Raw genomic sequence first — 15,020 nt, forward strand, 5'->3', positions numbered from 1 at the left:
CCACCCCTTAAAGAACTGCTTTCGGGTAGGAACCCAGCACCTTGAGTGCTACTGCTTCCTGACTGATCTTTTCCAGCACACCCTTGATCAGCGGATCACGGTGATGGCCGACGAAGTCGATGAAGAACACGTAGGTCCATTTACCGCTGCGCGACGGACGGGTTTCGATCCGGGTCAGGTCGATCCCGTTGTCATGGAACGGCACCAGCAGCTCATGGAGCGCGCCGGGCTTGTTGCTCATGGACACGATGATCGAGGTCTTGTCGTCGCCGGTCGGCGGCACTTCCTGGTTACCGATCATCAGGAAGCGCGTGGAGTTGTCCGGACGATCCTCGATCTTCTCGGCCAGACGGGTCAGGCCATACAGCCCGGCCGCCATGTCACCGGCAATCGCCGCCGAGTTCCACTCACCCTTGACCCGCTTGGCCGCTTCAGCGTTGCTGGACACAGCCACGCGCTCGACATTCGGGTAATGGGCGTCCAGCCATTTGCGGCACTGGGCCAGCGACTGGGCGTGGGAATAGATACGGCTGATGCTGTCGGTCTTGGTGTTTTCACCGACCAGCAGGTGATGGTGAATCCGCAGCTCGACTTCGCCGCAGATCACCATGTCGTGTTCGAGGAAGCTGTCGAGGGTGTGATTGACCGCGCCCTCGGTGGAGTTCTCGACCGGCACCACGCCAAAATTCACCGCACCGGCTGCCACTTCACGGAACACTTCGTCGATCGCCGCCATCGGCTTGCTGATGACTGCGTGACCGAAGTGTTTCATCGCTGCCGCTTGGGTGAACGTACCTTCCGGACCGAGATAGGCCACTTTCAGCGGGTTCTCGAGGGCGAGGCACGAGGACATGATTTCGCGGAACAGCCGCGCCATTTCTTCGTTGCCCAGCGGCCCCTTGTTGCGCTCCATCACGCGCTTGAGGACCTGCGCCTCACGCTCGGGACGATAGAACACCGGCTGCTCGCCTTCGGCCAGACTGGCCATCTTGACCCGGGCAACCTCTTCGGCGCAGCGAGCGCGATCGCTGATCAGCTGGAGGATCTTCTCATCAAGGTTATCGATGCGAACGCGCAGCGCCTTGAGTTCCTGCTCGGACATCAGGAATGCTCCTTCTCGAACTCAGCCATGTAGCCGACCAGCGCTTCAACCGCATCCAGACCCAGGGCGTTGTAGATCGAGGCACGCATGCCGCCGACCGAACGATGACCCTTGAGGTTGAGCAGGCCGCGGGCGTCGGCGCCGGCCAGGAACGCCTTGTCCAGACGTTCGTCAGCCAGGCGGAACGGCACGTTCATCCAGGAGCGGGCGTTGACGCTGATCGGGTTGGTGTAGAAGTCGCTGTTGTCGATGAAGCCGTACAGGCGATCTTTCTTCGCTTTGTTGCGCTGCTCCATCGCGGCGACGCCGCCCTGCTCCTTCAGCCACTCGAAAACGAGGCCCGAGAGGTACCAGGAATAGGTGGCCGGGGTGTTGTACATCGAACCGTTGTCGGCCGAGATCTTGTAGTCGAGCATGGTCGGGCACGAACTGCGGGCACGGCCCAACAGGTCTTCACGGACGATCACTACGACCAGACCGCTCGGGCCGATGTTCTTCTGCGCACCGGCATAGATCAGGCCGTACTGCGACACATCGATCGGACGCGAGAGGATATCGGAGGACATGTCGACCACCAGCGGAACGTCACCGGCCTCGGGAACCCAGTCAAATTGCAGGCCGCCAATGGTTTCGTTGGACGCATAGTGCAGATAGGACGCACCCGGGGTCAGCTTCCATTCGTTCTGACCAGGAATGGCCAGGTAGTCATAAGGCTTGGCGCTGGCGGCAACGTTGATGTTGCCGAAGCGGCGCGCTTCCTCGATGGCTTTTTTCGACCAGATGCCGGTCTCGACATAGTCGGCAGTGCCGTTCTCGGGCAGCAGATTCAGCGGAATTTCGGCGAACTGCTGGCTCGCGCCGCCCTGCAGGAACAGCACTTTGTAGTTGGAGGGGATGGACAGCAGATCGCGCAGGTCCTTTTCGGCCTTTTCGGCGATGGCCACGTAGTCGTCGCTACGATGGCTCATTTCCATGACCGACAGACCCTTGCCGTGCCAGTCGAGCATCTCGGACTGGGCACGCAACAGGACAGCTTCAGGCAGCGCAGCGGGACCTGCGCAGAAGTTAAAGGCTCGTTTGCTCACATCCACTCTCGCTATGCAATCACGGTAGCGGACAGAGCAAACACTCTGCCCTGCTACGATTTGGTTAGTCTTGCGACTCTTCTTCGTCTGCGGCGTCCGCCTGCAGGTTGTCGACTGCATCGTCCGGCTCGGCGCCGATCACGCCTTCTTCCAGTTCGACACCTTCTTCACCTTCAAACTCTTCACCCTCGACTTCCGACGGCTCCTGGACCCGCTCCAGACCGACCAGGGTTTCATCCTTGGCCAGTTTTATCAGGGTCACGCCCTGGGTGTTACGACCCAGGCTGGAGACTTCGTCGACACGGGTACGCACCAGCGTGCCCTGATCGGAAATCAGCATGATTTCTTCACCGTCCTGCACCTGAACCGCACCGACCAGACGGCCGTTACGCTCGTTGCTGACCATGGCGATAACGCCCTGACCGCCACGCTTGTACTCAGGGAACTCGGTGATCGCCGTGCGTTTGCCGTAGCCACGCTCGGAAGCCGTCAGGATCTGGCTGCCCTCTTCCGGGATCAGCATGGAAATCAGTTTCTGCCCTTCCGGCAGACGCATGCCACGCACACCACGAGCAGTACGGCCCATGGCGCGGACTTCGGATTCCTTGAAGCGAGTCACCTTGCCGCCGTCGGAGAACAGCATGATTTCCTGCTCGCCATCGGTGATGGCAGCGGAGATCAGGATGTCGCCTTCGTCCAGCTCCAGCGCGATCAGACCGACGCTGCGCTGACGGCTGAAGGCCACCAGCGGGGTCTTCTTGACGGTACCGTTGGCAGTCGACATGAAGATGAACGGTGCCTTCTTGCGGTCGGCAGCCTTGATGCGCGCGCGGCGCTCTTCTTCGGTTTCGTTGCTGTTTTCGATGTCTTCTACATCTGCCTCGGCGCCTTCGGCTTCTTCTTCATCAGCCTGACGCTTCATGGCTTCGAGATCGACCGGCAGCATGGTGGTGATGTATTCACCGTCATCCAGCGGCAGCAGGTTGACCAGCGGACGACCACGGGCGGCGCGGGACGCTTCCGGAATCTCGTAGGTCTTGAGCCAGTACACCTTGCCCTTGCTGGAGAACAGCAGCAGCGTGGTGTGGCTGTTGGCGACCAGCAGGTGAGCGATGTAGTCCTCATCCTTCACGCCGGTTGCCGACTTGCCTTTACCACCACGACGCTGGGCCTGGTACGCAGCCAGCGGCTGGGTCTTGGCATAACCGCCGTGGGAAATGGTCACGACGCGCTCTTCTTCCGGGATCATGTCACCCAGGGTCAGGTCGAGGCGTGCATCGAGGATCTCGGTGCGGCGCACGTCGCCGTATTCGGCGCGGATCACTTCCAGTTCTTCGCGGATCACTTCCATCAGGCGCGTGGCGCTGTTGAGGATGCGGATCAGCTCGCCGATCTGGTTGAGGATCTCTTGATACTCGGCCAGCAGCTTTTCGTGTTCCAGGCCGGTCAGACGGTGCAGACGCAGCTCCAGAATGGCTTGCGCCTGTTCCGGCGACAGGAAGTACTTGCCGTCGCGCAGACCGTATTGCGGATCGAGGTTTTCCGGACGGCACGAATCGGCACCGGCGCGCTCGACCATGGTCATCACCGCACTGGATTCCCACGGCGTGCTGACCAGCGCTTCCTTGGCTTCCGACGGGGTCGGCGAGGCCTTGATCAGCGCGATTACCGGGTCGATGTTCGACAGGGCGACGGCCTGGCCTTCGAGGATATGGCCACGCTCACGGGCCTTGCGCAGTTCGAATACGGTACGGCGGGTAACCACTTCACGACGGTGACGGACGAAGGCTTCCAGCAGATCCTTGAGGTTCAGGATCCGCGGACGACCGTCGATCAGCGCCACGATGTTGATGCCGAATACCGACTGCAGCTGGGTCTGGGCGTAGAGGTTGTTGAGGATCACCTCAGGCACTTCGCCGCGACGCAGTTCGATCACGACGCGCATACCGTCCTTGTCGGACTCGTCGCGCAGTTCGGTGATGCCTTCGAGTTTCTTCTCCTTTACCAGCTCGGCGATCTTCTCGATCAGACGCGCCTTGTTCAGCTGGTAAGGCAGTTCGGTGATGACGATCTGCTGACGGCCACCGACCTTGTCGATGTCTTCGATGATCGAGCGGGCGCGCATGTAAATGCGACCACGGCCGGTGCGGTAGGCTTCGATGATGCCGGCGCGACCGTTGATGATCGCAGCGGTCGGGAAGTCCGGACCGGGGATGTATTGCATCAGTTCATCGACGGTCAGCTCGGGGTTGTCGATGAGGGCCAGGCAACCGTCGATGACTTCACCGAGGTTGTGCGGCGGAATGTTGGTCGCCATGCCCACGGCGATACCGCTGGAACCGTTGACCAGCAGGTTCGGCACGCGGGTCGGCATGACCGCCGGGATCAGTTCGGTGCCGTCGTAGTTCGGCACCCAGTCCACGGTTTCCTTGTGCAGGTCGGCCAGCAGCTCGTGCGCCAGCTTGGTCATGCGCACTTCGGTGTATCGCATGGCCGCGGCGTTGTCGCCGTCCACCGAACCGAAGTTGCCCTGACCGTCCACCAGCAGATAACGCAGCGAGAATGGCTGCGCCATACGAACGATGGTGTCGTACACCGCGGTATCACCGTGCGGATGATACTTACCGATCACGTCACCGACGACACGGGCAGATTTCTTGTACGGCTTGTTGAAGTCGTTGCCCAGCTCGCTCATCGCGAACAGCACGCGACGGTGCACGGGCTTCAAGCCATCGCGCGCATCCGGCAGTGCACGGCCGACGATCACGCTCATCGCGTAATCGAGATAGGACTGTTTCAGCTCGTCTTCGATATTGACCGGGAGGATTTCTTTGGCCAGTTCGCCCATGAGAAGCCTGATTCCTTTTTCTGGTGAAACTTCGCCATATCCATAGGGGACGCACGAAGCTCGTCGATGCAGGCCGAGTGCCATGCGCCGACTTACGACAAATCGACAAGTTGACCCTGGATTTGCGCAGTGAAGACAACCCCGTGGGACTGCCTCGGAAAACGCCGGATGTTATCACAAGAGCCGCCACGCACCTATCCCCCAGATGCGCATGGAGCATAGTTAGATGACCGATGACAGGCTTAACGGGGACGAGAGAGGCTCAGAGCTTCTCTGAATGCAAATTTCGAGACGAAATTGCGGATGTTTATTGACTTTCAAGGCCCTATCGCGAGCAGGCTCGCTCCCACAAGGTTCTGTGGCGATCACAAAACCTGTGGGAGCGAGCCTGCTCGCGAAGAGGACAACGCGGACATCAAGCCAATCAATGCAGGCGCTTGCGGCACATCAGCTGGGCCATTTTCGCGGTGTCCGGGCGCTCGACGATGCCTTTTTCGGTGACGATCGCATCGATCAGGTCCGCCGGCGTCACGTCAAACACCGGGTTGAACGCCTCCACGTCTGCCCCGACACGCTTGCCGCCGACTTCCAGCAGTTCGGCACCGTCGCGCTCTTCGATCGGGATGTCATCACCGCTGGCCAGATTCATGTCGATGGTCGAACTCGGCGCCACCACCATGAAGCGCACGCCGTGGTGCATGGCGTTGACCGCCAGTTGATAGGTGCCGATCTTGTTCGCCACGTCACCGTTGGCGGTGATCCGGTCGGCGCCGACGATGACCCAGGTCACGCCTTTGGTTTTCATGATGTGCGCGGCGGCGGAGTCGGCGTTGAGGGTCACCGGAATGCCTTCATTGGCCAGTTCCCACGCGGTCAGGCGCGAGCCTTGCAGCCACGGCCGGGTTTCGTCGGCGTAGACACGCTCGACCATGCCCTCGATAAACGCGGCGCGGATCACGCCGAGCGCCGTGCCGAAACCGCCGGTGGCCAGGGCGCCGGTATTGCAGTGAGTCAGAATGGCCTGGGCATTGCCCTGATGTTTGCGGATCAGGTCGACACCAAGCTGGGCCATGGTCAGGTTGGCTTCGCGATCGCTTTCATGAATGGCGATGGCCTCGGCTTCGAGCGCTTCCAGCGGATCGGCATTGTCCTTCAGGCGATCCAGCCGGTCGTGCATGCGGTTTAACGCCCAGAACAGGTTGACCGCCGTCGGGCGGGAATCGGCCAGCAGCATGAAATCCTCTTCCAGCGCCGCATACCAGTCGCCACCTTCGGCGATCCGGGCACGGGCCGCCAGCACGATGCCGTAGGCGGCACTGATGCCGATGGCCGGCGCACCGCGCACTACCATCGAGCGAATCGCTTCGGCCACGCCGGCGGCGCTGGTGTAGGCGATCCAGTTTTCCTCGAACGGCAAAACGCGCTGATCCAGCAGGTGGAGCGCGCCATCACGCCAATCGATGGCCTTTACTTTCTCCGCAGCCAACAGTCGATCGCGCATCCCTCACCCCGCACTCATGAACAAAAGCCGCCGATTATAGCGATCCCCCCGCGAAGACGCTCGGGTATACTTCGCCATCCTTTACAAAAGCACTGGAACCGACCCTCGATGCCGAAACCTGCCATTGCGCTCGACTTATTATTGCTGCCGACCTGGCTGGTACCCGTCGAACCCGCAGGCGTTGTGCTCAAGGAGCATGGCCTGGGCATCCGCGACGGTCGCATCGTGTTCATCGGCCCGCGCGCCGAAGCCTTGAAGTGTAACGCCGCCGAAGTCCGTGAATTGCCGGATGTTCTGCTCGCCCCCGGCCTGATCAATGCTCATGGCCATGCCGCCATGACCCTGTTCCGCGGCCTCGCCGACGATCTGCCGCTGATGACCTGGCTGGAAAACCACATCTGGCCGGCCGAGGGCAAATGGGTCGATGAAGATTTCGTGCGTGACGGCACCGACCTGGCCATCGCCGAGCAGATAAAAGGTGGCATCACCTGTTTTTCGGACATGTATTTCTTCCCGAAGGTTGCCAGCGAGCGCGTGCACAACAGCGGAATCCGTGCGCAGATCGCCATTCCGATCCTCGATTTCCCGATTCCGGGCGCCGCCAGCGCCGATGAAGCCATTCGTCAGGGCGTCGAACTGTTCGGCGACCTGAAGCATCACGAACGCATCAAGATCACTTTCGGCCCTCATGCACCCTACACCGTTGGTGATGAGAACCTGGAAAAAATCCGCGTGATCGCCGAGGAGCTGGACGCTTCGATCCACATGCACGTCCACGAGACCGCCTTCGAAGTGCAGCAAGCGGTCGAACAGCGCGGCGAACGTCCGCTGGCCCGCCTCGGCCGACTGGGCCTGCTCGGCCCGCGCTTCCAGGCCGTGCACATGACCCAGATCAGCGATGACGACCTGGCGTTGCTGGTAGAAAGCAACACCAATGTGATCCATTGCCCGGAGTCGAACCTGAAGCTGGCCAGCGGCTTCTGCCCGGTGGAGCGCCTGTGGCAGGCCGGGGTCAACGTGGCGGTCGGCACCGATGGCGCGGCGAGCAACAATGACCTGGACCTGCTGGGCGAAACCCGCACTGCTGCGCTGCTGGCCAAAGCTGTCGCCGGTTCCGCCACCGCGCTGGACGCCCATCGAGCGCTGCGCATGGCGACGCTGAACGGCGCGCGTGCCTTGGGGATCGAAGCCGAAACCGGCTCCCTGGAACTCGGCAAGGCTGCGGACATTGTCGCCTTCGACCTGTCCGGCCTGGCCCAGCAACCGGTCTATGACCCGGTCTCGCAACTTATTTACGCCACCGGCCGGGACTGCGTGAAACATCTGTGGGTCGCCGGCAAGCAGCTGCTCGACGACCGGCGCCTGACGCGCCTGGACGAACAACAGCTCGGCGAAACCGCCCGGGCCTGGGGCCGACGCATCAGCGGCCACACCGAATCGTAAACACCCCGGGGCAAACTCCGGGGCTACAGCCTTTTTCAAGTTTTAGAGGATTGAATCATGAGCAACGTCGACCACGCCGAAATCGCCAAATTCGAAGCACTGGCCCATCGCTGGTGGGACCGCGAAAGCGAGTTCAAACCGCTGCACGACATCAACCCGCTACGGGTCAACTGGATTGACGAGCGGGTCAATCTGGCCGGCAAGAAAGTCCTCGACGTCGGTTGCGGCGGCGGCATTCTCAGCGAAGCCATGGCCCAGCGCGGCGCGACCGTGACCGGCATCGACATGGGCGAAGCGCCCCTGGCGGTCGCACAACTGCATCAGCTGGAATCCGGTGTGAACGTCGAGTACCGGCAGATCACCGCCGAAGCCCTGGCCGAAGAAATGCCCGAGCAGTTCGACGTCGTCACCTGCCTGGAAATGCTCGAACACGTACCGGATCCATCCTCGGTAATCCGCGCCTGCTTCCGCATGGTCAAGCCTGGCGGCCAGGTGTTCTTCTCCACCATCAACCGCAACCCGAAGGCTTACCTGTTCGCCATCGTCGGCGCCGAATACATCATGAAGCTGCTGCCGCGCGGCACCCACGACTTCAAGAAATTCATCCGCCCGTCCGAGCTCGGCGCCTGGAGCCGCATGGCCGGCCTCACCGTCAAGGACATCATCGGCCTGACCTACAACCCGCTGACCAAGCACTACAAGCTGGCGGCGGACGTTGATGTCAACTACATGATCCAGACCCTGCGCGAGGAATAAGCCGATGGCCATCAGAGCAGTCCTTTTCGACATGGACGGTACCCTGCTCGACACCGCGCCGGATTTCATCGCGATTTGCCAGGCGATGCGCGCGGATCGCGGTTTGCCGCCGATGAACGACAAGCATATCCGCGACGAAATCTCCGGCGGCGCCAAGGCCATGGTCGCAGTGACGTTTTCGATGGATCCGGAATCGCCTGGCTTCGAGGAGTTGCGCCTTGAGTTCCTCGAGCGCTACCTCGCCGGCTGCGCCGTGCACAGCAAGCTGTTCGACGGCATGGGCGAATTGCTGGCCGACATCGAGAAAGCCAATCTGGTCTGGGGCGTGGTCACCAACAAGCCGCTGCGCTTCGCCGAGCCGATCATGCAGCAACTGGGGCTGGCCGAGCGCTCGGCCCTGCTGATCTGCCCGGATCACGTCAAGAACAGCAAACCGGATCCCGAGATGCTTGAGCTTGCCTGCAAGATGCTTGATCTGGATCCGTCTACGGTTCTGTTTGTGGGCGATGATCTGCGCGATATCGAATCCGGCCGTGACGCGGGCACCAAAACCGCCGCCGTGACCTATGGCTATATTCACCCGGACGACAACCCTCGGCATTGGGGCGCGGACGTGGTGGTGGATCATCCGCAGGAGTTGCGCAAGGTGATCGATAACGCGCTGTGCAGTTGCTGACTCGGGCCCGCTCCATTCCCATGCCGGTCGTGGGAACGATCAGAAGTTAATGGATTAGAGGTTTTTATGTTTGATTATTCCGCTCGCCCCGAATTGCTCAAGGATCGGGTCATTCTGGTCACCGGTGCCGGTCGCGGCATCGGCGCCGCCGCTGCGAAAACCTACGCGGCCCACGGCGCGACCGTGCTGCTGCTGGGCAAGACCGAAGCCAATCTGACCCAGGTCTACGACGAGATCGAAGCGGCCGGGCATCCGCAGCCGGCGGTGATCCCGTTCAACCTCGAAACCGCCCTGCCCCATCAATACGATGAGCTGGCGGCGATGATCGAAACCGAGTTCGGCCACCTCGACGGCCTGCTGCACAACGCCTCGATCATTGGCCCGCGCACGCCGATCGAGCAGTTGTCCGGTGAGAACTTCATGCGCGTCATGCAGGTCAACGTCAACGCGATGTTCATGCTGACCAGCACCCTGCTGCCGCTGCTCAAACTGTCCCAGGACGCCTCGGTGGTGTTCACCTCCAGCAGCGTCGGCCGCAAGGGCCGCGCCTACTGGGGCGCCTATGGCGTCTCCAAGTTTGCCACCGAGGGTTTGATGCAGACCCTGGCTGATGAAGTCGACGGCGTGGCGCCGGTACGCTCCAACAGCATCAACCCGGGCGGCACCCGTACCAGCATGCGCGCCCAGGCGTATCCGGGGGAAAATCCGCTGAACAACCCGACGCCGGAAGAGATCATGCCGGTCTATCTGTACCTGATGGGTCCGGACAGCACGGGCATCAACGGCCAGGCATTCAACGCCCAGTAATGCCATACGTCGCTTTTGTTGCCGCGGCGGATTCCCGTCGCGGCATACATTTGCCGCTTTGCGCAGGCCCGTTTCAGTCAAATTACCACCACTCAATTTCAAGCTATAACTTCAACTCTTTGATTCAAAACGGTTTTAATAAAACCTGAACTGAATGGCACGACTTTCGCTCTACATTCCCTCAAAGCACGCCGAGTGAAGGCAGTCGGGCAAGGCCCGATTTCGATAGCTGACTAATCGTCATCGGGCAGACTAAACTTGTGCCAAATGTCCTACGGGACTGATGGATCAGTATGACGCGCAGCCCATAGCCGCTCTCACCCAGCCTGTAAGACAGACTTACTGCTTAGGGGCTCACGCCATATGAAATCACCCTCCCAGACCACTGCAATTGACTTCGACAGTGCCAAATTGCAACGCCTGGGCTTTGGTCAGCTGCCTCCGCTGCTGCAGCGACCTGTCAGCCTGGCGCAACTGCGCCAGCAAATGAGCCTGCAACTGCAAACCAGCCTTGAGCCTCAACGCATCCTGGGTCTGTTTTTCCGCGAAGTTCAGCGCCTGGTACCGCTCGATGCCTTGAGCTACGTGCACAGCGGCAGTGACCTGCGCCTGGAGTTCGGGGCCCGCGGTCATCACTCGGCCAGCTACAGCCTCAGCCACGACGGCGAGCACATGGGCGAGCTGGTGTTCCGCCGCAACCAGCGCTTCAGCGAGCAGGAACTGGGCAATCTGGAATCGCTCCTGTCGTCCCTGCTGTACCCGATGCGCAATGCGCTGCTCTACCGCGTTGCGACCCAGACCGCCCTGCGCGACCCATTGACCGGCGCCGGCAACCGCATCGCCATGGAGCAGACCCTGCAGCGGGAAATCGAAATGTCCCGTCGCCACCTGCAACCGCTATCGCTGCTGATGCTGGACATTGATCACTTCAAGCAGGTCAACGACATTCATGGTCACACGGCCGGCGATGAAGTGCTCAAAGCCGTCGCCGCGTCGATCAAGGATCAGTTGCGCAACGTCGACATGGTGTTTCGTTATGGCGGGGAAGAGTTTTTGATCCTGCTGTCCAACACCAGCCGCGAAGCTGCCGCGATGGTCGGCGAACGCCTGCGGTATGCAGCACAGGCCCAGGACTATTACGCCGATGGCCAATTGATCGAACTGACCGTGAGCCTCGGTTGCTCGACCCTGCTGCCGGGCGAGTCCGCCGACAGCCTGCTGCGCCGGGCCGACAGCGCGTTGTACGTGGCCAAGCGCGAAGGGCGCAATCGCCTGACAATGGCCGGCTGAACTGGGCCTGGCAAACAAGAACGGGAGCACATGGGCTCCCGTTTTTCATTGAGGTCGTCGTACTAGCTCTCGACCAGCGCCCGCCGCTCGCGCCCGACCAGCACCCGCTCCGTCAACTCCAACTGCATGCAGCGTTCAAGGAACAGATACATATAGTCGTAGCTCTTGCACACAGCCTGGCACAGCTCCGTCTGCAAGGCTTTGCTCGGGTTCATGCCAGCCAGGGTGCAGATGATTTCCAGCGCCTCCCAGGGGTGGGCGTCATCGTACTGGGCGTGCATCTTCAGCCACTTCATCGCCCGCTTGCGATCCTCTTCGGGGAACGCGGCGGCATACACACCAGTCGAGCAGACCAGCGCCGACCACTCCCCGGTCGCGCCCTCGATCGCATAGTTGGTGGCGGCAATGGCCACGATCAGCGAATCCGCCGAACTGGTGTGCCAGCACCAGTGACTCAGCGCATGCAGCTCCGGCGGCACTTGCTGGGCCTGCAGGTCTTCCAGGCTCACACCGTGAGCCCGACTCCAGTTCAACCAGTAATCGGCGTGATTGAGTTCGACGCGGATGTTGCGCATCAGCCAACGCCGCGCCATGTCTTCACCCGGGTGACGGGCGAACTTGGTCTTGGTGAGATTCTGCGCCATGTACAACGCGAATTGCTCAACGACGGGCCAGCCCCCGATCAGGTACTGGCGCATGGTCCTGGCGCTGAGCTTGTTATCACGCATGCGCAGGTAAAGTTCATGTTCGACAACCCGGCGTTTGCTCTCGCTGCAATCCTGGATCAACTGTTGTGCCCAGGCAGGATAACTTGCAGCTTCCATGAGTGGTCCGGTTCGGTTGAATGTGTCGATCACTGTTCGGCTCCTTTTGATTTGTGATTGTAAGGATCGGCAAGAGACTTCAACGGAACGTGCCAGGCGCCTTGAACAACAGCGGCTGCGGTCTGGCGGGCCGACTTTGCAAACTGTCGCAGGTAAACAACTGCGGGCGTTCGATGACATAACCCTGAGCGTAATCCACGCCGATTTCAAGCAATGCCTGCTCGATCTGGGCTGTTTCGACAAACTCCGCAATTGTCTGCTTACCCATGACATGCCCGATGTGGTTGATCACTTCGACCATAGCGCGGTTAATCGGGTCGTCCAGCATATCCTTTACGAAACTCCCGTCGATCTTCAGGAAGTCTACAGGCAAATGTTTCAAATAAGCGAATGAAGACATTCCGGCACAAAAATCATCCAGCGAGAAGTAACAACCCAAGCCCTTGAGTTCATTAATAAATCGGATGGCACTGCCAAGATTTGCAATGGCGCTGGTTTCTGTAATTTCAAAACAAATCATTTCAGGAGGAACGGAATAGTTATCAAACTGTTCCCGCAGAAAGTGCAAGAACGCGTCATCTCCGATAGTAATGCCTGAAAGATTAATCGCACACATTGCCAGTGGCCGTTCGCACTCTTCGTTAATACATTGAGCAATGACCTTAAATACATTCTGCACAACCCAGCGATCCAGCGAAGTCATCAAACCATAACGTTCGGCTGCCGGTATGAAACTGTCCGGCAGAATCATCCGACCCGCCTCGTCATGCAGGCGCAACAGAATTTCGATGTGCCCGCCCGCGCCACCAGCCACCGAACCCAACGGGGCGATTTCCTGGGCATAGAGACAGAAGCGGTTTTCCTCCAGGGCCATGTGCAGGCGCTGTACCCAGGCCATCTCGCCGAAACGCAGGGACAGTTCCGAATCGTCGGCATGGTAGACCTGCACCCGGTTGCGGCCCTTTTCCTTGGCCATGTAGCAGGCCATATCGGCCGCCCGCAGCGAGGCTTCGAGGGTGGTCGGGGTTTGCGCGACATGTACCAGACCAATGCTGACGGTGGTCAGGAACGGCCGCCCCTTCCAGACGAAATGCAGGTTTTGCACTGTCTGACGCAGGCTCTCGGCGATCTTCTCGGCCGCCTCCGGAGCGCAGTTCTCCAGCAGGATGCCGAACTCATCCCCCCCCAGCCGTGCCAGCGTGTCGCCCTCGCGCAGGCCGGATTGCAGCAACGCACAGATATGCCGCAGCAACTCATCACCCGCCGCATGCCCGCAGGTGTCGTTGACCAGTTTGAACTGATCGAGATCGAGGAACATCAGCGCATGTCGCCCGGGCTGGCGGGTCAGATTGTGCAAAGCCTGTTCGAGGCGATATTCGAACTCGCGGCGGTTGGCCAGGCCGGTCAACGCGTCGTGGGTGGCCTGCCACGACAGGTTGGCAATGTATTGCCGCTCCTGGGTCATGTCGTGCAACACCAGCACAGTCCCGCTGACCTTGCCGGCATTGCGGATCGGCGCCCCGACCAGGGTCACCGAGACAGTGCTGCCGTCCAGGCGCTGAATCAGTTTGGAATGCTCGCTGCCACCGCTGAGCTGGCCACTCAGAATGTGTTCGATCAGGGTCAGCCCTTCGGTCTGGGCGTTGTCATCCAGCAAATTGAACAATGCCGCCAGCGGCAGGCCGGCCGCCTGCTCGGCTTTCCAGTGGGTCAAGGCCTCCGCCGCCGGGTTCATGTATTCGATTGCGCCGCTCACATCGGTGGTGATCACCCCGTCGCCAATCGATTGCAGGGTGATATGGGCCCGATCCTTTTCCAGTTGCAGGGCCTCGGCAAAGGCATGCCGCTGTTTGAGCAGTTTACGGGTGCGAAACAGCGCCAGGACGATCAGGCCCAGCGCCGTGGCGAGGTTGGTGAACAGCAGCAGACGCAGGATTACCCGCGAACCTTCGCCCAGGGCATCGCTGAAGGCCTTGGCGGCGGGTGTCACGCCATCGTTGATTGCAAAGATCCGGTCCTTCCAGCGCCGGATATCGGCATCGGTGGCGGCATTGGCCGTGATCCGCCGGTGCATCTCCTGCGCCACGTCATCGAGTTCCACCAGATAGGCGTCGCCCAGTGTCCAGCGGTCGATGGCGGTTTCCAGATAGCTGAAGTGGCGGAAGTTCAGGTACAGCCAGATCAGGCTGGAGACATCGTCCGGGTGGTTGCCGCCCTTGAGGATGCCCTCGCGCGCCGCTTGCAGGTCGGGTGGTTGCCTGTCCAGAGCCAGACGCAGCTGATGGCCGCCCTGAGGCACGGCGATCGCGTTCTGATATTTGAGGTAAATCGCCTCGTCACGGCTGTCGGCATATAGATTCAGGTAATAGATCGCATCTTTCTGGCCCTTGGACCAGAGGCTCTCCCCCGCCACATACCCGCGAACGGCCGACAGGACGTAAAGACTCACGCCTCCCAGCAAGGCCTGAAACAACACGACGGCGATGAATGGCCAGACGATGCCCAGCAACCGAGGCGTTCCGAGAGTCCGCTTTTGCTTCATTGGATTCCTTGCGTGGTCACTGCCTGATCGCCTGTCTCTATCAGACCAACCTCCAAAGACTAGGAGGCGTTCGGGGTTCCGGCAAGCGACGGATCAGCCCTGATTCGGTACAAACGCAGGGTTATACATATGTAACGCCGTACAAC

At 60.6% G+C, this 15,020-nt stretch carries 11 protein-coding genes; 5 read left to right on the top strand and 6 right to left on the bottom strand.

Going from position 1 to position 15,020, the window contains the following annotated elements; genetic code table 11:
* Nucleotides 1-7 precede the first annotated feature (7 nt).
* From pheA to mtnA, 4 genes are all read right to left on the bottom strand, one after another.
* Complete coding sequence (pheA, locus tag DLD99_RS20435) at nt 8-1,102, bottom strand: prephenate dehydratase (protein WP_007950913.1); 1,095 nt, start codon at nt 1,100-1,102, stop codon at nt 8-10.
* Nucleotides 1,102-2,187, bottom strand: a complete 1,086-nt coding sequence (gene serC / locus DLD99_RS20440) for a 3-phosphoserine/phosphohydroxythreonine transaminase (RefSeq protein ID WP_114884661.1) — start codon at nt 2,185-2,187, stop codon at nt 1,102-1,104. Before serC ends, pheA begins: the two co-directional genes overlap by 1 nt.
* Before the next feature lie 64 nt (nt 2,188-2,251).
* On the bottom strand, nt 2,252-5,035 hold the full coding sequence (gyrA, locus tag DLD99_RS20445; protein ID WP_114884663.1) for a DNA gyrase subunit A: 2,784 nt from the start codon (nt 5,033-5,035) through the stop codon (nt 2,252-2,254).
* Between the two features lie 424 nt (nt 5,036-5,459).
* Nucleotides 5,460-6,536: an S-methyl-5-thioribose-1-phosphate isomerase gene (gene mtnA / locus DLD99_RS20450; RefSeq protein ID WP_114884665.1), complete on the bottom strand. Its 1,077-nt coding sequence runs from the start codon at nt 6,534-6,536 to the stop codon at nt 5,460-5,462.
* A 108-nt stretch (nt 6,537-6,644) separates the two neighbouring features.
* On the opposite strand from mtnA, the gene DLD99_RS20455 reads away from it, so the two are divergent.
* The 5 genes from DLD99_RS20455 to DLD99_RS20475 all read left to right on the top strand — a co-directional run bounded on the left by DLD99_RS20455 (nt 6,645) and on the right by DLD99_RS20475 (nt 11,508).
* The gene (locus tag DLD99_RS20455; RefSeq protein WP_114884667.1) at nt 6,645-7,979 is read left to right on the top strand and encodes a TRZ/ATZ family hydrolase; all 1,335 of its coding nucleotides are present in this window, start codon (nt 6,645-6,647) and stop codon (nt 7,977-7,979) included.
* Nucleotides 7,980-8,036: 57 nt separating this feature from the next.
* Nucleotides 8,037-8,735, top strand: a complete 699-nt coding sequence (gene ubiG, locus DLD99_RS20460) for a bifunctional 2-polyprenyl-6-hydroxyphenol methylase/3-demethylubiquinol 3-O-methyltransferase UbiG (protein WP_007950906.1) — start codon at nt 8,037-8,039, stop codon at nt 8,733-8,735.
* 4 nt (nt 8,736-8,739) lie between these two features.
* Entirely contained in the window at nt 8,740-9,411 is a 672-nt protein-coding gene (mupP, locus tag DLD99_RS20465) for an N-acetylmuramic acid 6-phosphate phosphatase MupP (protein WP_114884669.1), read from the top strand.
* A 66-nt stretch (nt 9,412-9,477) separates the two neighbouring features.
* Nucleotides 9,478-10,218 carry a YciK family oxidoreductase gene (locus DLD99_RS20470; RefSeq protein WP_025113079.1) on the top strand — a complete coding sequence of 247 codons (741 nt, stop codon included), beginning with the start codon at nt 9,478-9,480 and terminating at the stop codon, nt 10,216-10,218.
* A gap of 363 nt (nt 10,219-10,581) precedes the next feature.
* Complete coding sequence (locus DLD99_RS20475; protein WP_114884671.1) at nt 10,582-11,508, top strand: GGDEF domain-containing protein; 927 nt, start codon at nt 10,582-10,584, stop codon at nt 11,506-11,508.
* 62 nt (nt 11,509-11,570) lie between these two features.
* Here the strand turns inward: DLD99_RS20475 and DLD99_RS20480 are convergent, their stop codons facing one another.
* The gene (locus tag DLD99_RS20480) at nt 11,571-12,332 is read right to left on the bottom strand and encodes an iron-containing redox enzyme family protein (protein WP_425272996.1); all 762 of its coding nucleotides are present in this window, start codon (nt 12,330-12,332) and stop codon (nt 11,571-11,573) included.
* Nucleotides 12,333-12,411: 79 nt separating this feature from the next.
* Nucleotides 12,412-14,874, bottom strand: a complete 2,463-nt coding sequence (locus DLD99_RS20485) for an EAL domain-containing protein (protein ID WP_114884674.1) — start codon at nt 14,872-14,874, stop codon at nt 12,412-12,414.
* Between the last annotated feature and the right edge of the window lie 146 nt (nt 14,875-15,020).

Origin of the sequence: Pseudomonas kribbensis (genome assembly GCF_003352185.1) — a bacterium.
GTDB classification, from domain to species: Bacteria; Pseudomonadota; Gammaproteobacteria; order Pseudomonadales; family Pseudomonadaceae; genus Aquipseudomonas; species Aquipseudomonas kribbensis.